Here is a 21,980-nt window from a genome sequence, read left to right as displayed (position 1 = left end):
GGGGGAGGTCCTTTCGATCAGGATCAGGAGGGGGCGGGCGCTGCCGAGCGCCGCAGCACCAACGCTGTCACATCGTCGTGCGCGTCGTCTGCGAGAGCATGCAGACGCTCGAAGAGAGCGGGGTCGTCGTTGCTCCGCACCAGCTCGGCCAGACGGTCGAGCGCGTCGAGGCGCCCGCCGAGGACGTCGAGCAGGCCGTCGCTGCAGGAGAAGAGCGCGTCGCCGGGGGCGAGCACGCGCTGCTCCTCCTCCCAGGAGACGTCGGCGGCGATGCCGAGCGGGACGCCGGTGGAGGCGAGCCGCTCCGTGGTGCCGTCGGCGCGCAGCAGGAGGGTGAGGCCGTGGCCGCTGTCCACGAACGCGACGGCGCCGCTCGCGAGGTCGACGCGGGCGATCAGCGCGGTCGCGAACATCCCGGTCGCGGTCAGGTCGGGCAGGAGCTGGCGGTTGACGGCCTCGACGGCTGCCGCGGGAGGGAGCTCCGGCCGCGCCTGGAACGCGGAGCGGATCGCGGAGGCGACGATCGCCGCCGACACCCCCTTGCCCATCACGTCGACCAGCTCGAGAGAGAGGTCGTCCCCGCTGCGGCGCCACGCCGTGTAGTCGCCGGCGACGTCGTGCAGCGGCGTGGTCAGCGAGTCGAGGCTCCACTCGCCGAGGTCGAGGCGCTGGGGCCGGAGCCGCTCCTGCGTCTCGCTCGCGCGTCCGGAGAAGGCGATCTCGCGCAGCTCCCGCTCGGCCCACCGGCCGAGGTCCTCGAGGATCTCGCGCTCCTCCTCCGAGAAGCCGCGCACCTCGCTGTCGATGATGCAGATCGTGCCGACGCGGAAGCCGTCCCCGACGACGAGCGGGCGGCCCGCGTAGAAGCGCACGTGAGGGGATCCGGTGACGACTCCGCGGTCGGCGAACCGCGGATCGGCGGTGGCGTCCTCGACGACGAGGATGTCGCCCTGCTGGACCGTGACGTCGCACATCGAGTCGGCGCGCAGCATCCTGCTCGCCCGCGCCGAGCGCTGGGGCGACTTCGTGAACTGCGTCGACTCCTCGAGGATGTTGATCTCGGCGAGGGGGACGCGCAGGAGCCGGCGGGCGACGCGGGTGATCCTGTCGAAGCGCTCCTGGGGGGTGCTCAGGCCGATCCCGAGCTCGGCGATCGCGGCGAGGCGGGCGCGCTCGGTCGGCTCGCTCACGTGCGGGTCCGGGCCAGGGCCCAGAGGTTCTGCCCGTCGACACGGCGGTAGGAGAACTCGGTGACGAGGGCGTGGATGAACGGGATGCCGCGCCCGGCCTCGTCCCACTCGTCCGGCATGTCGCGGGGGTCGGCGACCTCGGCGGGCGCCTCCTCGGCGGAGTCGTTGAGCGAGGCGCGCAGCTCGGTCGCGTCGACGCGGATCTCGACCAGGCAGATGATGTGCCGGTACGACCGGGCGTGCTGGACGATGTTCGAGGTCAGCTCGACCAGCGCGGTCTCGAACGACATCCGGTCGACCGGCGCGACGCCCGGCTCCTCGAGCCACAGCTCCTCGAGCGCCTCGTGGACGGCGGTGACGCCGTCCTCGGGCGGCGTGCGCACGACGAAGGAGCGCTCAGGCACGGTAGGCCTCCTCGACGGTCTCGGCGCTCCCGAGCAGGCGGTCGAGGTTGGACAGGCCGAGCACCATGGCGGGCTGCTCGCCGGCGGCGGCCACGCGCAGCTCGCCGCCCGCCTTCCGCGCCTCCTTGAGTCCGGCGACGAGGACGCCGAGCCCGGACGAGTCGAGGAACTCGACCGCCGCCAGGTCGACGACCACGCGGACCTCTCCCGCCTCGAGCGCGCGCTGGAGGACCGCTTCGAGCTCCCACGCCGTGGACAGGTCGAGCCGGCCGACGGGGCGGATCACCACGATGTCGGGCTCGATCCGCTCGGTGCTGATCCTCGAGCTGGGCTCCATGGTGTCCTCCTGACGGGACGGCACGCGGTTCCGCAGGGCTCGGAGACGTGGTGAGGACGCGGTCGGGGGCGCGACCGAGGGATTCCGGATCCGATGCGGGGGTGAATCGGGGAGTTCGTCCGCCTCCGACCGTACAAGGGAACGGGGCGCCCCGTGGGAGGCGTGACCGCATCCGCGCTGCGACAGGCGGTGGGCGGCCCCGGGGAGGAGGCCCCGCTCAGCCCCTCGCGGCGGCGAGAGCGTCGGCGGCGAGCCGCACGGAGGCGTCCCGGCCGGTCAGCCAGAGCGGCACGGAGCGGGCGCGGAGGCCCGCCGACTCGAGCGCCGGGACCGCGTCCGCGTCCTCCTCGCCGACGAGCCAGGCGTCGAGGAGGCCGCCCCCGCTCCGGGCTCCGTAGTGCCGGCCGACGGCCTCGGCGGAGGTCTCGATGCCGATCGCGGCGAGGCAGGCGTCGGCCATGCCGCGCACCACCGCGCCTCCGATGACGGGGGAGACGCCCACGACGGGTGCGGAGGTCCGGCGGAGGGCGTCCGCGATGCCGGGCACTCCGAGGATCGTGCCGATCGAGACGACGGGATTGGAGGGGGCGACGAGCACCGCGTCGGTGTCGGCGATCGCCTCCAGCACGCCCGGGGCGGGGCGGGCGCTCTCCACCCCCTGCTGGACGAAGCGGCGCGCGGGCGCTGACGCCCGAAGCCGCACCCACCACTCCTCGAAGTGGAGGAGCCGCACGCCCTCGCCGGGAAGGTCGACCTCGACGTGGGTCTCGACGTCCTGGTCCGACATCGGCAGCAGGCGGACCCCCAGCGGCCAGCGGGCGGTGATCCGCGCGGTCGCCTCCGAGAGGGTGAGGCCGTCGCGCAGCATCGAGCTGCGGGCGATGTGGGTGCCGAGGTCGAGGTCGCCCAGGGTGAACCACGGCCAGCCGACGCCGAAGGCGGTGAGCTCGGCCGAGACCCGCTCGCTCTCGCCGGCCCGCCCCCAGCCGCGCTCCGTGTCGTTCACTCCGCCGAGCGCGTAGGTGATCGAGTCGAGGTCGGGGCAGACCTTGAGGCCGGTGAGCCACATGTCGTCGCCGGTGTTGACGACGACGGTGATCTCGCTCGCCTCGCCGCCGGCGGCCTCGAGATCGCGGAGGTGCTCGCGGACCGCCGAGGTGAAGCGGGCGCCGCCGACGCCTCCGGCCAGGATCGTGATGCGCATCCGCCCACGCTAGCGGCACCGACGGATTCCTCCCCCGGCGAGCCTTAATGCTGCGGATCCGCGCCGGAAACACCGGGGAAACGTCGAACCCCGACGATGAAGCCCTGTCCCCGGAGCCGGACGGTCCGTCATTGCCTTCGGGCCCGGCGGGGACCACAGTGGGTCCACGTCCCCGGCTCCGCACCGCCTGGCGGAGCACACCGTAGCCGGACAGGGACGCCCGAGCATGGAGGTACCGATGACCATCGTCCGCGCAGCGATCACCCAGACGACCTGGACCGGCGACAAGGAGTCGATGCTCGACAAGCACGAGCGGATGGCCCGGGACGCCGCAGCCGACGGCGCGCAGATCGTCTGCTTCCAGGAGCTGTTCTACGGCCCGTACTTCGGCATCACCCAGGACAAGAAGTACTACCGCTACGCCGAGCCCGCCGACGGGCCGATCGTGCAGCGCTTCGCGGCCCTCGCGAAGGAGCTGGGCGTGGTGATGATCCTCCCGATCTACGAGGAGGAGCAGACCGGCGTCTACTACAACACCGCGGTCGTGGTCGACGCCGACGGGACGATCCTCGGCAAGTACCGCAAGCACCACATCCCGCACCTGGACCGCTTCTGGGAGAAGTTCTACTTCCGGCCCGGGAACCTCGGCTTCCCGGTCTTCGACACCGCGGTCGGCAAGGTCGGCGTCCACATCTGCTACGACCGCCACTTCCCGGAGGGCTGGCGGGAGCTGGGCCTGAACGGCGCCCACCTCGTCTTCAACCCCAACGCCACCAAGCCCGGCCTGTCGAACCGCCTCTGGGAGGTCGAGGGCCCGGCGGCCGCGGTGGCGAACGGCTACTTCGTGCTGCAGCCCAACCGCGTCGGCCGGGAGGACAACGAGTACGGCGACCTCGCGGTCGACTTCTACGGCACCAGCCAGATCATCGATCCGCGCGGGGAGTTCGTCGGCGAGCGGGGCTCGGGCGAGGCCGAGGAGATCCTGATCCGCGACCTCGAGATGGACATGGTGCAGGAGATGCGCGACGACTGGCAGTTCTACCGGGACCGCCGGCCGGAGTCGTACACCAGCATCCCGAAGCCGTGACCGCAGACCGAGACGGGGAAGACCGATGAAGACCCTCATCACCGGCGGGACGGTCGTCAACGCGACCGGCACCGGAGCCGCAGACGTCCTGATCGACGGCGAGACCATCGCCGCCGTCCTCGCCCCCGGCTCCACGCTGCTGGGCTTCGACCTGGCGGCCCACGTCGACCGGGTGATCGACGCGAGCGGCAAGTACGTCATCCCGGGCGGGATCGACGCGCACACGCACATGGAGATGCCGTTCGGCGGCACCTCCGCCTCGGACACCTTCGAGACCGGCACGCGCGCCGCGGCCTGGGGCGGCACGACGTCGATCGTGGACTTCGTGGTGCAGTACCCGGGCGAGAGCGTCGTCGACCGGTTCCAGGCGTGGCAGGAGAAGGCGGCCGGCAACTGCGCGATCGACTACGGCTTCCACCAGATCCTCTCGGACGTGCAGGACTCCTCGCTCGTCGCGATGGACGAGCTGATGCGCGAGGGGGTGACCAGCTTCAAGCTGTTCATGGCCTACAAGGGCGTGTTCCTCTCGGACGACGGGCAGATCCTCCGGGCGTTCCAGAAGGGCGCGGAGAACGGCGCGATGATGATGATGCACGCCGAGAACGGCGCCCTCATCGACGAGCTGGTGAAGCAGACCCTCGCCGCCGGGAACACCGCGCCGTACTTCCACGGCACCTCTCGACCCTGGCAGGCGGAGGAGGAGGCGACGCACCGCGCGATCATGATCGCCGACCTCACCGGCGCGCCGCTGTACGTGGTGCACGTCTCCGCGAAGCAGGCGGTGGAGCAGATCGCGCAGGCCCGCGACCGCGGCATGAACGTCTTCGGGGAGACCTGCCCGCAGTACCTCTACCTCTCGCTCGAGGAGCAGCTCGGCGCGCCGGGCTTCGAGGGCGCGAAGTGGGTGTGCTCCACGCCGCTGCGCTCGAAGGCGGAGGGGCATCAGCACCACATGTGGCAGTCGCTGCGCACCAACGACATCCAGATGGTCTCGACCGACCACTGCCCCTTCTGCATGAAGGGCCAGAAGGACATGGGGATCGGCGACTTCTCGAAGATCCCCAACGGCATCGGCTCGGTGGAGCACCGGATCGACCTGATGTACCAGGGCGTGGTGTCGGGGCAGATCTCCCTGCCGCGCTGGGTCGAGCTCACCTCGACCACCCCGGCGCGGATGTTCGGGATGTACGGGAGGAAGGGCGTCATCCAGCCCGGGGCCGACGGCGACGTCGTCGTCTACGACCCGAGCGGGCACACCTCGATCGGGATCGGCGAGGGCCGAAGCCACCACATGAACATGGACTACTCGGCCTGGGAGGGCTTCGAGATCGACGGCCACGTCGACACGGTGATCTCCCGCGGCAGGGTCGTCGTCGACGACGGCTCCTACGTCGGCACGAAGGGCGACGGGGCGTACATCCCGCGCGGTCTGAGCCAGTACCTGATCTGAGCCGGCACCCGATCCGAGCCAGCACCTGATCGAGCAGAAGGAACCCCATGGACTTCGGAGTCGTCCTCCAGACCAACCCGCCCGCCTCGCGCACCGTCGCGCTCGCCGTCCTCGCGGAGACGCACGGCTTCGACTACGCGTGGACCTTCGACTCGCACCTGCTCTGGCAGGAGCCCTACGTGATCTACTCGCAGATCCTCGAGAGGACGCACCGGATCACGGTCGGCCCGATGGTCACCAACCCCGCCACGCGCGACTGGACGGTCATCGCCTCGCTGCACGCGACGCTCAACGAGATGTACGGGAACCGCACGGTGTGCGGGATCGGACGCGGCGACTCGGCGGTGAGGGTGACCGGAGGAGCTCCGACGACGCTCAAGACGCTGCGGGAGTCGATCCACGTCATCCGCGAGCTCGCCAACAGCCGTCCGGTCGAGTACAACGGCCAGACGCTGCAGTTCCCGTGGAGCCGGGGCTCGTCCCTGGAGATGTGGGTGGCCGCCTACGGCCCGCTCGCCCTGAAGCTCGCGGGCGAGGTCGGCGACGGCTTCATCCTGCAGCTGGCCGACGTGGACATCGCGCGCTGGATGATCGGCGCCGTCAAGGAGGCGGCGGCGAACGCCGGCCGGGATCCCGAGTCGCTGCAGTTCTGCGTCGCGGCGCCGATGTACATCGGCACCGACCGGGAGCACATGCGCGACCAGTGCCGCTGGTTCGGCGGGATGGTCGGCAATCACGTGGCCGACATCGTGGGCCGCTACGGCGCCTCCGGAGCGGTGCCGCAGGCGCTGACGGACTACATCGCCGGGCGCGAGGGCTACGACTACAACGAGCACGGCCGCGCGGGCAACAGCCACACCGCCTTCGTGCCGGACGAGATCGTGGAGCGCTTCTGCGTGCTGGGCACGGCGGACGAGCACGTCGAGAAGCTCCGGGCGCTCGCCGACATCGGCGTGACGCAGTTCGCGGGCTACCTCCAGCACGACAACAAGGAGGAGACGCTGCGCGTGTACGGCGAGCGGATCATCCCGGAGCTGCGCGAGCACATCGTGGCCCGCGCATGAGACCGGCCCTCGCGCGCGGGCTCGTGCTCGGCGCCGCCGGGCTGCTCCTGCTCGCGCTGGTGTGGGAGGGCTGGAAGGTGCTCGGGCCCGAGGCCGGGGTGGTCGTCGGAGGAGTCACGGTGCTCCCGCGCACGAGCGCCATCGCGATGCCCCACCTCTGGGAGATCGCGGCCCGGCTCGGCGAGCCGGTCACCGGAGCGCGGAACGCCCCGGCGCTCTGGTCGGCCGTCCTGGGGGCGAGCGCCTTCTCGCTCGGGATCGCCGCGGTCGGCTGGGTCGTCGGCACGGTCGTGGGGCTGCTCCTGGCTCTCCTGATGCAGCGGTTCCGCACGGCGGAGTCGGCGGTGCTGCCCTGGATCGTGCTGAGCCAGACGGTGCCCCTGATCGCGATCGCGCCACTGGTGCGGCGCTGGGGGTCGCAGCTCGAGCTCGGACCGGTGACCTGGGAGAACTGGATGTCGGTGGCCCTGATCGCCTCCTACCTCGCGTTCTTCCCCGTGTCGATCGGGGCGCTCCGCGGGCTCGGCTCGCCGACGGCGCACCAGGTCGAGCTGATGCACGTGTACGGCGTCGGCTGGTGGAAGACGCTGGTGCGCCTGAGGCTCCCGGCGAGCGTGCCCTACCTGCTGCCGGCCCTCCGGCTCGGAGCGGTCAGCGCCGTCGTCGGCACGATCGTCGCCGAGGTCTCGATCGGCCTGCGCGGCGGGATCGGCCGCATGATCATCGAGTTCGCCTCCGCTGCCGGAGGCGACCCCGCCAAGCCCTGGGCGCCGATCCTCGGGGCGGTGCTGGTGGGCCTCGCGGCCGCCGGCGCCGTCGCTCTGCTCGGCACCCTCCTCCGTCCGTACCGCCGAGGGGAGCAGCCCGCATGAGCACTGCAGGATCCGCGGTCGTCGTCGACTCGGTCACGAGGACCTTCACCACCGCCCGCGCCGCGAGCGTCACGGCGCTCCAGGACGTCTCGCTCGAGGTGGCCGCGGGGGAGTTCGTCTCGCTGATCGGCCCGTCCGGCTGCGGCAAGTCGACGCTGCTGCGGCTGATCGCCGACCTCGACGAGCCGGACTCCGGCTCGATCGCCGTGTTCGGCAAGACGGCCCGGCAGGCGAGGCTCGACCAGGACTACGGGATCGCGTTCCAGCAGGCGGGCCTCCTGCCGTGGCGCACGATCCGGGCGAACATCGCCCTGCCGCTGGAGCTGCACGGCGTCGCCGCGACCGCCCGGCGCTCGCGCGTCGACGAGCTGCTGGCGCTGGTCGGGCTCGGCGACTTCGCCGACTCCTACCCGGACCAGCTCTCCGGCGGGATGCAGCAGCGCGTCGCCATCGCGCGGGCGCTCGCCGAGAGCCCGCGTCTGCTCCTCATGGACGAGCCGTTCGGGGCGCTCGACGAGATGACCCGCGAGCGGATGCAGACGGAGCTGCTGCGGATCCGGCGCGAGACCGGCGCCGCCGTCGTCTTCGTCACCCACTCGATCCCGGAGGCGGTGTTCCTCTCGGACCGCGTCGTGGTGATGTCGCCGCGGCCGGGCAGGATCCGCGACGTCCTCCCGGTCGGACTCCCCGGAGCATCCGAGCGCGACGCGGCGGTCAGGGAGGACACGGCGTTCTTCCGCGACGTGAGCGCCGTGCGCGAGCTGCTGCACGGGGATCCCGCCGCCGTGCCGCGCGGAGTGGAGAACCGGTGAGCACGACGGCGCTGGCGCGCAGCGTGCTCGCGCCGCTCGTGCTCGGGATCGCCGCGGTCCTGCTCTGGCAGGCCGGGGTCACCGCTCTGGCGATCCAGCCGTTCGTGCTCCCGTCGCCGCTGGCGATCGGACAGGAGTTCGCCGCGAACCTCGGCTCCGTCGCCGAGGGCAGCGCGGTGACCGGCCGCAACGCGCTGGTCGGCCTGCTGGTCGGCGCGGTGCTGGCGGTCGTGGTCGCCGGGCTCTCGGCGCTCGCGCGGGTCTTCGACGGACTGGTCGCGCCGATCGTGGCCGCGGCCGCCGTCGTGCCGATCGTCGCCCTCGCTCCGGTGCTCTACACGATGTTCGGAGCGAACGCCGAGACCGCGAGGCAGCTCGTCGCGGCGCTCGCCGTGTTCGTGCCGGTGTACGTGACGACGCTGCGCGGGCTGCGGCAGGCCGCTCCGGTGCACCGCGACCTGCTGAAGGCCTACGCGGCGACCCCCTGGCAGACCGCCCGCACGATCACGCTGCCGGGAGCAGTGCCCTACGTCTTCACGGGGCTCCGCATCGCCTCCTCGCTCGCGGTGATCTCGGCGCTGGTCGCCGAGTACTTCGGCGGACCCGTGGGCGGGCTCGGCAAGTCGATCACGACGGCGGCCTCGGGCAGCGACTACGCGCTCGCCTACGCCTACGTCCTGGGCGCCGTGCTCGTCGGCCTCGCGTTCTACTGCGTGACGGCCGCGCTCGAGGCGTTCGCGCTGCGCCGCAGCCGGCTGCGCTGAGCGCGGCGCCGCGCGTCCCCGCACCCTCCTCGATCCTCGATCCTTCTTATTCCCGACTCCCGATTCCCGATTCCCGATTCCCGATTCCCGACTCCCGACTCAACCCGACGCACCATCCGCACGGCCCGCACCATCAGCGCCACCTGCACCACAGCACCACCTGCACCGCCGCACCACGGGGCGCGCCGCACCGGCGACCCCGCAGACCGCACCAGGAGGACCCGTGACCAGACGCACCCCCATCACCCTGACGACGACCGCCGCCTTCGCGGCCGTGGGCCTCGCGCTCACCGGCTGCAGCGCCTCCGGCGGCTCCGACCCGGGGTCCGACTCCGGCTCCGGCGGCCTCACGCCGGTCACCCTGCAGCTGCAGTGGGTGGCCCAGGCGCAGTTCGCCGGGTACTACGCCGCGCTCGACCAGGGCTACTACGAGGACGAGGGCCTCGACGTGACGATCGCCGAGGGAGGCGGCGACATCGTCCCTCAGGACGTGCTCGCCTCGGGCGACGCGGACTACGCGATCTCCTGGGTGCCCAAGGTCCTCGGCTCGATCGAGCAGGGGGCCGGGATCACCGACGTCGCGCAGATCTTCGAGCGCAGCGCCACCACGCAGATCTCCTTCAAGGACAAGGGGATCACCTCGCCCGCCGACCTGGCCGGGAAGAGCGTGGGCAGCTGGGGCTACGGCAACGAGTGGGAGCTGTTCGCCGGCATGCAGAAGGACGGCGTCTCCCTCGACGACATCTCGCTGGTGCAGCAGCAGTTCGACATGAACGGCTTCCTCGCGGGCGACATCGACGCGGCCCAGGCGATGACCTACAACGAGTACGCCCAGGTCCTCGAGACCGTGAACCCCGCCACAGGCGAGCTGTACCGGCCGGACGACCTGAACGTCATCAGCTGGAACGACATCGGGACCGCGATGCTCCAGGACGCGATCTGGGCGGACGCGGGCAGGCTCGCCGACGACGACGCGTACGCCGAGCAGACGGTCGCCTTCATCAAGGCCTCGATCAAGGGCTGGATCTTCGCGAAGGACGACCCGCAGGCGGCGGCCGACATCGTCACCGCGGCCGGATCCACGCTCGGCACCAGCCACCAGCTCTGGATGACCAACGAGGTCAACAAGCTGATCTGGCCCTCGACGAGCGGCGTCGGGATGATCGACGAGGCCGCGTGGCAGCAGACGGTCGACATCGCGAAGGAGACGGAGAACGAGACGGGGGCGACGATCATCAGCGCGGACCCGCCCGCCACCGCCTACTCGAACGAGTACGTCGAGAAGGCGCTCGCGGAGCTCGCCGACGAGGGAGTGGACACGAGCGGTGCCGACTACGCGCCGATCGACGTGACGCTGGAGGCCGGCGGCGCCTGAGCCCGGACTCCGCCCCTCCCGGCTCCTCCCGGCCCCTCCCGCCCCGGAGGGGGCCGGGAGGGGTAGGCTGGACCCTCGTGACTACTTTCAAGAAGACGCCGTTCACCGTGAACGTGCGCGACCTCGTGAGGCGGCCGGGCGAGATGCGCGAGCACCGCCTCGAGCTCGAGGCGCCGGAGCAGTTCGGCGAGGGGATCGTCGCGGTCCGCAAGGGATCGGCCGTCGATCTCGACGTCCGGCTCGAGTCCGTGCACGAGGGGATCCTGGCCAGTGTCGAGGTGTCGGCGAGGGCCGACGGCGAGTGCAGCCGGTGCCTGACCGACATCTCCCTGCCTGTCGATGTCGAGTTCCAGGAACTTTTCGCGTACTCTTCTGACGAAGCTTTCGACTATGAGGTTCACGACGACCACGTGGATCTTGAACCTCTGGTCAGGGATGCGGTGGTTCTGTCGCTGCCGTTCCAGCCGGTCTGCCGGCCGGACTGTCCGGGCCTCGACCCCGTCACGGGGGAGCGGCTGGCCGATTCCTCCACGCCTGAACCCGAGGCGCCGCGCGACTCCCGGTGGGCCGCGCTCGCAGGGTTGAGCGAGGGGGACGGCGGGGCCGCAGCGCCCGGAGCTTCCACCGACAGAGCTTCCGCAGACAGCGGTGAGGGCGCGACCGCCCGCACCGAATCCGACTAGAGGTAGAGAAGAGAGAATCATGGCTGTTCCCAAGAGGAAGAAGTCCCGCGCGAACACCCACGCCCGTCGTTCGCAGTGGAAGGCCGAGGTCCCCACCCTCGTCAAGACCATCGAGAACGGCAAGGTCGTCTACAGCCTTCCCCACCGCGCCAAGGTCGTCGAGGACTCCGCGGGCACCGCGCTGTTCCTCGAGTACAAGGGCCGCAAGGTCGCCGACGTCTGATCCCGCTCCTGGTCCGCACGGCGCGGGGCGCACCGCCCCTCGACGAACGGACCGCGGTCCATGGTGAACCAGACCTCCGCACGACCCTCCAGCGACGACCGGTCGCGTCTGGAGGCCACGCTCGGCGTGAGCCTCGACGGTGAGCTCTTCGAGCTCGCCCTGACGCACCGGTCGTTCGCTTTCGAGCACGGCGGCATCCCGCACAACGAGCGCCTCGAGTTCCTCGGCGACTCGATCCTCGGGCAGGCCGTGACCGTCATGCTCTACACCGAGTACCCCGCCCTCAGCGAGGGCGACCTGGCCAAGCGCCGGGCGAGCCTCGTCTCGACCGTCGCGCTCGCCGAGATCGCCCGCGGCATCGGCCTGGGCGAGTTCCTCCGCCTCGGACGCGGCGAGGAGCTGACCGGCGGCCGCGACAAGGCGTCGATCCTCGCCGACACCGTCGAGGCCATCATCGGCGCCGTCTACCTGGGCACCGGGCCCGACGCGGCCCGCGACCTGGTGCTGCGCCTGATCGCCCCTCTGCGGGCCGATCCGCTCCGCTTCGGCGTCTCGATGGACCCGAAGACGAGCCTCCAGGAGGCGGCCGCCGAGCGCGGTGCGCCGGCCCCGCGCTACGAGATCGCCGCCACCGGCCCCGACCACAACAAGGTGTTCGTCGCCACCGTGATCGTCGGCGGACTCGTCACGGCCCGCGGCGAGGGGACGAGCAAGAAGGCGGCCGAGATGGCCGCCGCGCTCGACGCGTGGACGCGTCTGGCGGCCCCCGGCGCACCCGCCGCTCCCGCGGTCTCGGACTGACCGTGCCCGAGCTGCCCGAGGTCGAGGTGGTGCGGGCGGGTCTCGCTCCCGCGGTCACCGGCTCCCTGGTGACCGGCGTCGAGATCGTCGACGAGCGCTCGCTGAAGCGGCACGTGCATCCGCACGGGACCTTCGAGCGCCTGCTCGTCGGGCGCCGGCTCGAAGCGGCGGTGCGGCGCGGGAAGTTCCTCTGGCTGCCCGCGGGCCGCGACGAGGCGCTGCTGGTGCACCTCGGCATGAGCGGCCAGGTGCTGCTGCGCACGGCGGATGCGGCGCTGCCGCGGCTGGCGCGCATCCGGATCGGGATCGAGCACCCCGAGCACGGCGAGCTCGCCCTGCACTTCGTCGACCAGCGGATCTTCGGCTCGATGGCGGTCGACGCTCTGGTGCCGACCCCGGACGGAGCGCTCGGCGGCTACGCGGGCGAGGAGGTCCGCGGAGGCGGCTGGCTGCGCGCCGTGCCCTCGCAGGTCGCGCACATCGCCCGCGATCCGCTCGACCCCTCCTTCGACCTGGGCTCGGTCGTCGCGTCGCTGGCGAGGAGGAGCAGCGGGATCAAGCGGGCGCTGCTCGACCAGACGCTCGTGAGCGGCATCGGGAACATCTACGCGGACGAGTCGCTGTGGGCGGCGGAGCTGCACCCGGAGCGGCCGAGCTCGTCGCTCGGCGAGGCGCGCATCCGCCGCCTCTTCGCCGAGGTGCGCTCGGTGCTCGAACGGGCGCTGGCCGAGGGCGGCACCAGCTTCGATGCGCAGTACGTGAACGTGAACGGTGCCTCCGGCTACTTCTCGCACAGCCTGCACGCCTACGGGCAGACGGGGAAGCCGTGCGCCCGGTGCGGCGCGGCGATCGTGCGGGTGCCGTTCATGAACCGCTCCTCGCACCTCTGCCCGCACTGCCAGCAGCTGCCGCGCTGACGCGCCGGGAGGCGCCGCCTCAGGCGGCGGCGTCGGCGGGCGCCGGAGCGTACCGGGAGTGGACGACGAGCTCGCCCAGCAGCGTCGCGACGAGCGTGATGACGGCGGCGATCGCGAGGCCGAGCCAGAGCCCGACCAGCAGGGCGAGCGCGCCGACTCCGGCACCCGCGGCGATCAGGACGATCGCGGCCGCGCGGCGGAACCACGGCTGACCGGAGCCTCCCGCCAGGCGGGAGTCCGCGGCGAGGCCGGTGATCGTCGAGGTCACGACGACCGTCGTGACGTCCTTGACGGCGAGGTGGCGGGCGGTCGCGGCCTGGAGGCCCATCGCCCCGCCCAGTACGCCGGTGACGGTGAAGGCGAGCGGCTCGGGGTGCTCAGGCACGACCGCGAGCACGATCGCCAGGACGCCGAGCAGGATGCCGACCACCGCGAAGAGCCAGGTCGAGCGCGAGGTCCAGCCCTTCTTCACCGGGCGGAGCACCCGGCCGCCGATCACGGCGCCGATCATGAAGGCGCCCAGCGCGATCAGGGGGCCGACCACGGGCAGGTCGGCCGCGCCGGAGAGGGCCATGCCGAGGATGACGACGTTGCCGGTCATGTTGCCGGCGAAGACGCGGTCGAGCCCGAGGTACCCGACGGCGTCGATGATGCCGGTCGAGAAGGTGAGGGCGAGCATCAGGCCGAGGGTCGCGCCCTCGGAGCGGGTGCGCAGGCGTCGGAACACAGGAGTCCTGTCGTCGGGGGGCGGGTCTGGAGAATCGTGGCACACGCGTGCACATGCTCGAAACACGGCGAGGTTAGGGTCGGACGGCGCGGACGGGCCGCGCGGGAGGCGGACGCGCATGCGGTGGACGGAGTGGGCGGTGCAGCCCGGTGAGGGAGTGCCGCCGGGGGTCGACTACCTGCCGGCCGAGCCGGGGTCGGTGCTGTGGGGGCGCCTGCCGTGCGCAGCGGACGCGCCCGTGCTCACCGTCGACTCGGGGGCCGAGGTCGTCATCGACACGCTCAGCCATGAGGGCGTGCTGGAGGACCAGGGCCGCGATCCGGTCGCCTTCTTCGGCCGCCACGGAGTCGCTCCGGAGGGAGTGCTGCGCGACGCGGTCGCGCTCGCCGCGGACGGGCCGTTCCGCGACGGCGAGACGGACGGGCCGCACGTGGTCACGGGGCCGATCGCGGTCCGGGGAGCGCTGCCGGGGGACCTGCTCCGGATGACCCTCCTCGAGGCCGAGCCGCGCGTGCCGTACGGAGTCGTCTCGAACCGGCACGGCCGCGGGGCGCTGCCGGGCGAGTACCCGCTGCAGGAGGGGCCGTTCAGCGTCTTCGCGCGCGTCGACGAGGACGCGCAGGGCGGTCTCCGCGGCGTGATCCCGCTGGTGCCGGGAGGGGAGCGGGCCGCGCGGTTCCCGCTCCGGCCGTTCCTCGGGATCATGGGCGTCGCCGTCGTGGGGGAGGAGCGCCCGCACTCCGTGCCTCCCGGTGCGCACGGGGGCAACATCGACATCGCACTGCTGACCGCCGGAACCAGCCTCTACCTTCCCGTGCAGGTGCCGGGCGCGCTCGCGTACGTCGGCGATCCCCACTTCGCGCAGGGCGACGGCGAGGTGGCGCTGACTGCGATGGAGGCGAGCCTGCGCGTCCGGGTGCGCCTGGAGGTCGTCCCGCGCGCCGAGGCGATCGCGGCGTTCGGGGAGCTGCTCGGGCCGATGGGGGAGACCGGCGAGTTCCTCGTGCCCACCGGGATGGACGAGGACCTGGACGTCGCCGTGCAGAAGTGCGTCCGCGCGGCCATCGCGCTGCTGGCGGCCCAATACGGGATGGACCCGGCTCACGCCTACGCCTACCTCAGCGCGGCGACCGACTTCGACATCTCGCAGGTCGTCGACCTGGTGAAGGGCGTGCACGCCCGCGTCCGGACGGCCGACTTCGATGACTGACCCGCGGGTGACGACGCTCGAGGGCGACCTGCCGGACGGGCTGGTGGATGCGGTCCTGGCGTACGAGGCGGCGCTCGGGGCTGACGACGTCGCGGCGCTCGCCGACGCGTTCGTGGACGCGCCGACGACGCTCCGGGGCGACGCCTCCGGACTGCTCGTCGGCCACGCGGTCATCACCGGCTTCCGGGGTCGTCGCGGCGGGGCGCCGGTGCGGGAGCTGGTCGAGCTGCACGTGCGGGCGGTCGATGCGGACACGGCGCTCGTGGTCAGCGTGAACGCTCCGGCCCGTGGCGGGCGCGGGCTCGTCACGCAGCTGTGGTCGCGCGAGGGCGGGACCTGGAGGGTGCGCGCCGCGCAGGTGCAGGCGCCCTCGCCCGCGCTGGACCCCCGCGTCTGGCGGGCCGTCGGCGTGCCGCTCGTGCCGGCCGCCGGCTCCGGGACCCTCGACGGACTGGACGTCGCGGTCAAGGACCTCTTCGCGATCGAGGGCCAGCGGATCGGCGCGGGAGTGCCGGCCCGCCTCGCTTCCGCGCCGATCGAGGCGGCGACCGCTCCGGCCGTCGCGCACCTGCTCGCAGCGGGAGCGTCGGTGCGCGGGATCGCTCAGACCGACGAGTTCGCGTACAGCATCGCCGGCCGGAACTCCGGCTACGGGACGCCGCCCAATCCGGCCGTGCCCGGAGCGATTCCGGGCGGATCGTCGAGCGGACCGGCGACCGCCGTGTCGCTCGGGCAGGCCGCCGTCGGGCTGGCGACCGACACGGCGGGATCGATCCGGGTACCCGCCTCCTACCAGGGCCTGTTGGGGCTGAGGACGACCCACGGTGCGGTGCCCGTCGAGGGGCTGCTGCCGCTGGCGCCGAGCTTCGACACCGTCGGGTGGCTCACGCGGGACCTCGGCACGCTGAGGCGGGTGGCCGAGGTCTGCCTGCCGTCCGGCCCGCCGGTCCGGAGTCTCGCGGTGGCGCCGGCGCTGCTGGGCGGAGTGGACGCGGCCGTCCGGGCGGCGTTCCGATCGGCGGTCGGGAGGATGAGCGCCGACGAGGTCGAGCTGCCGCCCGTGGCGGAGATGCTCGAGGCGTTCCGGCTCGTGCAGGCGGCGGAGGCGTGGCGGTCGAGCGGCTCGTGGGTCGCGGCGCATCCGGGAGTGCTGGCGGCGGACGTCCAGGCGCGCTTCGATGCGGCCTCGCTCGTCGACGAGCAGACGGAGGCGGACGCGCGGGCGCGAGTCGCGGGGTTCCGGGAGGCGCTCGACCGTGCGCTCGAGGGGCGGGTGCTCCTCCTGCCGTCGACGTCGTCGGTGGCGCCGGCCCTCGATGCGTCGGCCGAGGCGATCGACGCGGCGCGGACGGCGACGCTCGGCCTGACCTGCGTCGCCGGGATCGGCGGGTATCCGGCGCTGTCGGTGCCGCGATTGAGTGTCGGCGGCGCTCCGGTGGGGCTCTGCCTGGTGGGACCGCGGGGGTCGGATCTCGCGCTGCTGGAGCTGGCCGGCACGCTCTGAGAGGGGCCACGCCCGGAGCTCGTCCTCTCCCTCGTCGCGAATCGGCTCCTTCCGCCGTCAGAACGGGGGCGGCGCATCGCTGAAGCTCGGCCTGCGCCGCGGCGGGGCTGGCGGCGCGGGCGGATCGGGTGGACGGGTGACCACGCGGCGGCCCGTGGGGGTGGTCCAGTCTGCCGATCCGTCGGCGTGGATTGTGTAGATCCAGCGGTCGCCGTGGCGGACGTGGTGGTGGGCGACGCAGAGCGACGCCAGGTTGTCGAGGGCGGTGACGTCTCCGTGACGCCACTCGAGCGCGTGGTCGGCCTCGGCGGTCGCCGCGGGCCGGGTGCAGCCGGGGAAGCGGCAGGTCCGGTCGCGCAGCTGGAGGGCGAGGCGCATCCGCGGGGGAGGGAGGCGGTGCGTGCGTCCGACGGAGACCACGGCGCCCGTGCTCGGATGGGTGAGCACCGGGGTGACGGCCGAGTCGGCTCCGAGGAGCTCGCGCGCGACGCCGGCCGGGATGAGGCCGTAGCCGTCCAGTTCTGCGGGGGTCTCGTCCTGCCCGGCCGCGGTGCTCGCGGCGAGGGTCAGACGCACCTCGGCCCGGATGCCGCGAGCGGACGTGCGCGGACGCTCGTCGCCCGGCGCCGTGCCGGACACGTCGCCGTCGCAGAGCAGGTCGACCAGGGCGTCGGCCCGCAGCTGCGCGAGCGTGCGCTCCTCCGCTGCACCGCTCCCGTCGCGGAGGGCGCGGGCGATCCGGTCGAGCCGCGCGAGCGCACCGAACGCTGCCGGAGCGGGGAGGGTCGCGCAGAGCGTGGCCATGCCGTCCTGCTCGGGCGAGACCCGGACCGACCGGTCCTCCCGAGCGCGGGCGTGCCGGTCGGCCAGAGGACTCTCGTGGAGTTCGTCCCGCAGCCGGGCGAGGCGTCGCCGCAGCTGGGTCGGCGTCATCGAGGCGGCCAGTCCCGCGGCGCGCTCGTCGAACTCCGGGAGGGTGGCCGGCGGCAGGGTGGTCGCGACTCCGCAGATGATCTGCCCCGCCTCCCAGCGCAACCGCGCCTCGGCCAGCGCGGCGCGCGTGCAGGGCAGGTGGTCGACCAGCAGGCGGGCGTGCTCGAGCGCGCGCGCGGCCACACGCTCGGACACGGCGAGTGCGACGGCGAGCTCGGCCCGGACCGAGCGCTCCACGAGGTCGCGCGACTCGGCGGGAGACCCGCCGCGGGCGAACGCCTCCGGGCGACGCAGAGCAGCCGTGTACGCCTCGTGCAGCGCCTCGGCGGAGGCGAGGTGGAGCGGAGCCGCGGAGCGGGCGAGCAGCGCCGCGCGGCCGCCGAGGGCGCGGACCTCCTCGAGTCCCTGCCGCATCCCATCCGCCATACCCGTATTGAACCAGCGACGACCGACACGCGGGCAGCAGATGCGCCCGATCGGGAGGACCCGCTTCCGGAAGACGTCTGTGGAGGAGCGTCTGTCGAGAATCTCGACCCCCGCCACACCGCGAAACACCGGCGAAACGTCCGTCGCATAGGCTCTCCGGGTGAAACGTCTGTTTCTCTCCCGCTCGTGAAGAGGTGGCCCATGACCGCGCCCGCACCGTTCCTCCCCGTCGATCCGCCGCCGCGCCTGCTGATGGGGCCGGGCCCGATCAACGCGGATCCGCGCGTCCTGCGTGCGATGTCGGCGCAGCTGGTCGGGCAGTACGACCCGTTCATGACGGCGACGATGACGGAGACGCAGGAGCTGTACCGGCAGGTGTTCCGCACCCGCAACGAGAAGACGATGCTCGTCGACGGCACGAGCCGTGCGGGCATCGAGGCGGCGCTGGTCTCGATGCTGGAGCCGGGCGACCGCGTGCTCGTGCCGGTCTTCGGGCGGTTCGGGCACCTCCTCCGGGAGATCGCGGAGCGCTGCGGCGCGGAGGTGCACGTGATCGAGGCCGAGTGGGGGCAGGTCTTCCCCGTCTCGGCGATCGCCGAGGCCCTGGCCCGGGTGAAGCCGAAGATGCTGGCCGTGGTCCACGGCGACACGTCGACCACCATGGCGCAGCCGCTGGAGGAGCTCGGCGCCCTCTGCGAGAAGCACGGCGCCCTCTTCTACACCGACGTCACCGCCTCCCTCGCGGGCAACGCCTTCGCGACCGACGAGCTCGGGCTCGACGCGGTCACCGCGGGGCTCCAGAAGTGCCTGGGCGGCCCGTCCGGATCGGCTCCCGTCACCTTCTCGGAGAAGGCCGTCGCGGTGATCGAGTCGCGCAGGAGCATCGAGGCGGGGATCCGCGACGAGGGCGACACTGTCAGCGCCCGCCGCGTCCGCTCGAACTACTTCGACCTCGGGATGATCTTCGACTACTGGGGGCCGCGCCGCCTCAACCATCACACCGAGGCGACCACGATGCTCTACGGCGCGCGCGAATGCGCCCGCATCGTCGTCGAGGAGGGCCTGGACGAGACGGTCGCCCGCCACGCGCTGCACGGGTCGGCGATGCTCGCCGGAGTCCGCGGCCTCGATCTCGAGGTGTTCGGCGACGTCGGGCACAAGATGACGAACGTCGTCGCGGTGCGCATCCCGCAGGGCGTGAACGGTGACGCGGTGCGCGGGGAGATGCTCGCCGACTTCGGCATCGAGATCGGCACGTCCTTCGGGCCGCTGCACGGGAAGGTCTGGCGCATCGGCACGATGGGCTACAACGCCCGGACGGACGCGGTGCTGACCACCCTGGCGGCGCTGGAGGCGGTGCTGCGCCGCGCGGGCGCCTCCGTGCCGGTGGGCGGCGGAGTCGCGGGGGCCTACGAGGTCTACGGGGCGGCACGCGCATGACCGGCACCACCACGGACCCCGCCACCACGACCGCGCCCCCCGCCGCCACCGCCGCCCCCGCCCTCGACGCCGCCGCGATCATGGCCCGCTGCGACGAGCTCGCCGCGGTCTCCTCCAGCCGCGACGGCATCGAGCGGGTCTACCTCTCGCCCGAGCACGCCCGGGTGAACGCGATGGCCGCGCGCTGGATGACCGAGGCCGGCATGCGCACCTGGCAGGACGCGGCCGGCAACCAGTGCGGCCGCTACGAGGGCGCGACTCCGGGACTCCCGGCGCTCCTGCTCGGCTCGCACCTCGACACGGTGCCCGACGCGGGCCGCTACGACGGGATCCTCGGCGTGATGCTCGCGATCGCCGTGGTGTCGCGCCTGCACGGGGCGGGCCGGCGCCTGCCGTTCGCCGTCGAGGTCGTCGCGTTCGGCGACGAGGAGGGCACCCGCTTCGGCACAGCGCTCCTCGGCTCCCGCGCCCTCGCCGGCACCTGGGACGAGCACTGGTGGGAGCTCGAGGACGCCGACGGGACGACGCTCGTCGAGGCGTTCCACGAGTTCGGGCTGGACCCCTCGCGCATCCGCACTGCCGCGCGCGACGCGCAGGACGTTCTCGCCTACCTCGAGGCGCACATCGAGCAGGGCCCCTACCTGGAGGAGGCTGACCGCGCCCTCGCCGTGGTCTCCTCGATAGCGGGCGCCCGCCGCTTCGCACTCACCCTCACCGGCAAGGCCGGGCACGCGGGCGGAGTTCCGCTCGACCGCCGCCGCGACGCGCTCACCGGGGCGGCCGAGGCCGTGCTCGCGGTGGAGCGCATCGCGCGGGAGCAGGGCGTGATCGCCACGGTCGGCCGGCTCGAGACCTTCCCGGGCGCGGTCAACGTCATCCCCGGCCGGGTCGAGTTCAGCCTCGACCTCCGCGCCGAGACCGACGCCCAGCGCGACACGGCGTGGGACGCCATCGAGCACGCGATGTCGGAGTCGGCGTCGCGCCGCCGTCTCGCGCTGACGGTGGAGGAGACCCATTCGGCCCCCGCGGTCGTCGCCTCCTCTCGGCTGCAGGACGTCGTGCGGGCGGGCATCCGCGCGACCGGGGACGCGGAGCCGATGGTGCTGTTCTCCAAGGCCGGCCACGACGCGATGGCGGTCGCCGACCTCGCCGAGTACGCGATGCTCTTCCTCCGCTGCGAGGGCGGCGTCAGCCACCACCCGGACGAGAACGTGACCGAGGCCGACGTCGCGACCGCGCTCGACGCGTTCGAAGCGGCCGTGCTGGCGCTCGCCGACGGGACGCCGACCGCGTGACCCCCGCCCCGGCCCCCTCGCCGAGCATCGGCCACCGCATCGATGCCGGCTACGCCGCGCTGTCGCGGCAGGAGCAGCGGGCGGCCGACTTCATCCTCGACCACCTCGGCGACCTGGCCGTCTACACGGCGACCGAGCTCGCCCAGCACAGCGGAGTGTCCAAGGCCACGGTCTCGCGGCTGTTCCGCCGCCTGGGGTTCTCGAACTCGCAGGAGGTGCGCGAGCACGCCCGGGCGCTGCGGTCCTCCGGTGTGCCGGTCGGTCCCGCGCGGGGACAGGGGGATCCGCTCGCCGCGCACCTCGAGAGCGAGCGGGCGAACCTGGCCCGGCTGGCCGCCGCGTTCGGCGACGGGCGGCTGGAGGAGGCGGTGCGGCTGATCGCGGGAGCGCGCGAGGTCGTCGTGATCGGACTGCGCAACAGCTACCCGGTGGCGCTGCACCTGCGCCAGCAGCTCGCGCAGGCGCGCGGACGCGTCCGGATCGCCCCGCAGCCCGGCCAGTCGCTCGGTGAGGAGCTCGAGGGGCTCGGAGCCGAGGACGTCGTGGTGCTGGTCGGCTTCCGCCGCCGCCCCGCCTCCTTCGCCGCCCTGATCGGGACGCTCGCCGCGCGCGAGGTGCCCGTGGTGCTCCTCGCGGATCCGCCCGCCCGGCGCTACGCGGAGCACGCGGCGGTCTGGCTGGAGTGCCCGGTCGACAGCGGCACGGCGCTGGACAGCTACGCGGCGGCGATGAGCGCGGTCGCGCTCGTGGCGTCCGGAGTGCTCGGCGCGTCCCCGAGGGAGTCGCGCGAGCGGATCGCCGGGATCAGCACGGCCTACGCGGAGCTCGCCGAGCTGGAGGACCGGCCGTGAGCGAGGCGGCGGAGCTGATCCGCGCGCACGCCAAGGACCCCGTCGGCCAGGCCGATCCGGCCCCGTCCCTCGGCCGTGCCGAGCTGATCACCACCACCTGCGGCGACCGGATCGAGCTGCGCGTCGACGGCGGCGCGGAGCAGGTGCGCCTCGCCTGGAGCGGGCGGGGGTGCGAGGTCTCGCGGGGATCCGCGTCGCTGCTCGCGGACGGTCTCGACGGGCTGCCGGCGTCGGACATGCGGGAGCGGATCGACGCGTTCCTCGCGGCGATGGCGCACCGGGAGGGTGCTCTCGCCGGCGAGGAGCAGGCGCTGCTCGCGGTCGCGGGCAACCCCGTCCGCTCCGTCTGCGCGACGCTGGCCTGGCGGGCGCTTGCCGCCGCCCTCGACGACGCGGGCCTGGCGTGAACCG

23 protein-coding genes are annotated in these 21,980 nt (G+C 73.0%); 17 read left to right on the top strand and 6 right to left on the bottom strand.

What is annotated here, in order from left to right; translation table 11 throughout:
- Positions 1-23: 23 nt before the first annotated feature.
- The 4 genes from GSU40_RS09360 to cofD all read right to left on the bottom strand — a co-directional run bounded on the left by GSU40_RS09360 (position 24) and on the right by cofD (position 3,135).
- Positions 24-1,190 carry a GAF domain-containing SpoIIE family protein phosphatase gene (locus GSU40_RS09360; protein WP_160034723.1) on the bottom strand — a complete coding sequence of 389 codons (1,167 nt, stop codon included), beginning with the start codon at positions 1,188-1,190 and terminating at the stop codon, positions 24-26.
- On the bottom strand, positions 1,187-1,594 hold the full coding sequence (locus tag GSU40_RS09355) for an ATP-binding protein (protein WP_104223473.1): 408 nt from the start codon (positions 1,592-1,594) through the stop codon (positions 1,187-1,189). The genes GSU40_RS09360 and GSU40_RS09355 overlap by 4 nt, the downstream gene beginning before the upstream one ends.
- On the bottom strand, positions 1,587-1,931 hold the full coding sequence (locus tag GSU40_RS09350) for an STAS domain-containing protein (protein ID WP_104223474.1): 345 nt from the start codon (positions 1,929-1,931) through the stop codon (positions 1,587-1,589). Before GSU40_RS09350 ends, GSU40_RS09355 begins: the two co-directional genes overlap by 8 nt.
- A 217-nt stretch (positions 1,932-2,148) precedes the next feature.
- Complete coding sequence (cofD, locus tag GSU40_RS09345) at positions 2,149-3,135, bottom strand: 2-phospho-L-lactate transferase (protein ID WP_160034721.1); 987 nt, start codon at positions 3,133-3,135, stop codon at positions 2,149-2,151.
- A 238-nt stretch (positions 3,136-3,373) separates the two neighbouring features.
- On the opposite strand from cofD, the gene GSU40_RS09340 reads away from it, so the two are divergent.
- The 11 genes from GSU40_RS09340 (at position 3,374) to mutM (ending at position 13,183) form a co-directional block, all read left to right on the top strand.
- Positions 3,374-4,222: a nitrilase-related carbon-nitrogen hydrolase gene (locus GSU40_RS09340; protein ID WP_104223476.1), complete on the top strand. Its 849-nt coding sequence runs from the start codon at positions 3,374-3,376 to the stop codon at positions 4,220-4,222.
- A gap of 25 nt (positions 4,223-4,247) precedes the next feature.
- On the top strand, positions 4,248-5,672 hold the full coding sequence (hydA, locus tag GSU40_RS09335; RefSeq protein ID WP_104226664.1) for a dihydropyrimidinase: 1,425 nt from the start codon (positions 4,248-4,250) through the stop codon (positions 5,670-5,672).
- Between the two features lie 47 nt (positions 5,673-5,719).
- Positions 5,720-6,736, top strand: coding sequence for a TIGR03842 family LLM class F420-dependent oxidoreductase (locus GSU40_RS09330; RefSeq protein ID WP_104226663.1), 1,017 nt, complete (start codon positions 5,720-5,722; stop codon positions 6,734-6,736).
- On the top strand, positions 6,733-7,608 hold the full coding sequence (locus GSU40_RS09325) for an ABC transporter permease subunit (RefSeq protein ID WP_104335055.1): 876 nt from the start codon (positions 6,733-6,735) through the stop codon (positions 7,606-7,608). Before GSU40_RS09330 ends, GSU40_RS09325 begins: the two co-directional genes overlap by 4 nt.
- The gene (locus tag GSU40_RS09320) at positions 7,605-8,420 is read left to right on the top strand and encodes an ABC transporter ATP-binding protein (RefSeq protein ID WP_104234205.1); all 816 of its coding nucleotides are present in this window, start codon (positions 7,605-7,607) and stop codon (positions 8,418-8,420) included. The genes GSU40_RS09325 and GSU40_RS09320 overlap by 4 nt, the downstream gene beginning before the upstream one ends.
- A complete protein-coding gene (locus tag GSU40_RS09315) occupies positions 8,417-9,184 on the top strand; it encodes an ABC transporter permease subunit (RefSeq protein ID WP_104226660.1) in 768 nt (255 codons plus the stop codon). The genes GSU40_RS09320 and GSU40_RS09315 overlap by 4 nt, the downstream gene beginning before the upstream one ends.
- Before the next feature lie 223 nt (positions 9,185-9,407).
- Positions 9,408-10,559: an ABC transporter substrate-binding protein gene (locus GSU40_RS09310; protein ID WP_244229435.1), complete on the top strand. Its 1,152-nt coding sequence runs from the start codon at positions 9,408-9,410 to the stop codon at positions 10,557-10,559.
- 143 nt (positions 10,560-10,702) lie between these two features.
- Positions 10,703-11,242, top strand: a complete 540-nt coding sequence (locus GSU40_RS09305; RefSeq protein WP_104226701.1) for a YceD family protein — start codon at positions 10,703-10,705, stop codon at positions 11,240-11,242.
- 19 nt (positions 11,243-11,261) lie between these two features.
- Positions 11,262-11,465 carry a 50S ribosomal protein L32 gene (gene rpmF, locus GSU40_RS09300; RefSeq protein WP_104223482.1) on the top strand — a complete coding sequence of 68 codons (204 nt, stop codon included), beginning with the start codon at positions 11,262-11,264 and terminating at the stop codon, positions 11,463-11,465.
- Between the two features lie 60 nt (positions 11,466-11,525).
- Positions 11,526-12,266 (top strand): ribonuclease III, encoded by a 741-nt coding sequence (gene rnc / locus GSU40_RS09295; protein WP_104250952.1) that lies wholly within the window; start codon positions 11,526-11,528, stop codon positions 12,264-12,266.
- A 2-nt stretch (positions 12,267-12,268) separates the two neighbouring features.
- Complete coding sequence (gene mutM, locus GSU40_RS09290) at positions 12,269-13,183, top strand: bifunctional DNA-formamidopyrimidine glycosylase/DNA-(apurinic or apyrimidinic site) lyase (protein WP_104340064.1); 915 nt, start codon at positions 12,269-12,271, stop codon at positions 13,181-13,183.
- 19 nt (positions 13,184-13,202) lie between these two features.
- Here the strand turns inward: mutM and GSU40_RS09285 are convergent, their stop codons facing one another.
- Positions 13,203-13,910 (bottom strand): YoaK family protein, encoded by a 708-nt coding sequence (locus tag GSU40_RS09285; RefSeq protein WP_308470741.1) that lies wholly within the window; start codon positions 13,908-13,910, stop codon positions 13,203-13,205.
- A gap of 118 nt (positions 13,911-14,028) precedes the next feature.
- Between GSU40_RS09285 and GSU40_RS09280 the strand changes: the two genes are divergently transcribed.
- Together GSU40_RS09280 and GSU40_RS09275 are read left to right on the top strand one after the other, a co-directional pair.
- Positions 14,029-15,120, top strand: coding sequence for an acetamidase/formamidase family protein (locus tag GSU40_RS09280; RefSeq protein ID WP_160034718.1), 1,092 nt, complete (start codon positions 14,029-14,031; stop codon positions 15,118-15,120).
- Complete coding sequence (locus GSU40_RS09275; RefSeq protein WP_160034716.1) at positions 15,113-16,624, top strand: AtzH-like domain-containing protein; 1,512 nt, start codon at positions 15,113-15,115, stop codon at positions 16,622-16,624. Before GSU40_RS09280 ends, GSU40_RS09275 begins: the two co-directional genes overlap by 8 nt.
- 57 nt (positions 16,625-16,681) lie before the next feature.
- Here the strand turns inward: GSU40_RS09275 and GSU40_RS09270 are convergent, their stop codons facing one another.
- Positions 16,682-17,971: an HNH endonuclease signature motif containing protein gene (locus GSU40_RS09270; RefSeq protein ID WP_160034713.1), complete on the bottom strand. Its 1,290-nt coding sequence runs from the start codon at positions 17,969-17,971 to the stop codon at positions 16,682-16,684.
- Positions 17,972-18,184: 213 nt separating this feature from the next.
- On the opposite strand from GSU40_RS09270, the gene GSU40_RS09265 reads away from it, so the two are divergent.
- Genes GSU40_RS09265 through GSU40_RS09250 form a run of 4 tightly spaced genes read left to right on the top strand, consistent with a single transcriptional unit; the run spans position 18,185 to position 21,976 of the window.
- Positions 18,185-19,423 (top strand): alanine--glyoxylate aminotransferase family protein, encoded by a 1,239-nt coding sequence (locus tag GSU40_RS09265; RefSeq protein WP_244229434.1) that lies wholly within the window; start codon positions 18,185-18,187, stop codon positions 19,421-19,423.
- Positions 19,420-20,718, top strand: coding sequence for an allantoate amidohydrolase (locus GSU40_RS09260; protein ID WP_160034710.1), 1,299 nt, complete (start codon positions 19,420-19,422; stop codon positions 20,716-20,718). The genes GSU40_RS09265 and GSU40_RS09260 overlap by 4 nt, the downstream gene beginning before the upstream one ends.
- Positions 20,715-21,569 (top strand): MurR/RpiR family transcriptional regulator, encoded by an 855-nt coding sequence (locus tag GSU40_RS09255; protein ID WP_160034708.1) that lies wholly within the window; start codon positions 20,715-20,717, stop codon positions 21,567-21,569. The genes GSU40_RS09260 and GSU40_RS09255 overlap by 4 nt, the downstream gene beginning before the upstream one ends.
- Positions 21,566-21,976 carry an iron-sulfur cluster assembly scaffold protein gene (locus GSU40_RS09250; protein WP_160034705.1) on the top strand — a complete coding sequence of 137 codons (411 nt, stop codon included), beginning with the start codon at positions 21,566-21,568 and terminating at the stop codon, positions 21,974-21,976. Before GSU40_RS09255 ends, GSU40_RS09250 begins: the two co-directional genes overlap by 4 nt.
- Positions 21,977-21,980: the final 4 nt, after the last annotated feature.

The sequence above is a fragment of the Rathayibacter sp. VKM Ac-2805 genome (assembly GCF_009834265.1).
GTDB lineage: Bacteria > Actinomycetota > Actinomycetes > Actinomycetales > Microbacteriaceae > Rathayibacter.
The sequence above is the reverse complement of the archived record's forward strand: the minus strand, read 5'-3'. Positions and strand labels throughout refer to the sequence as shown.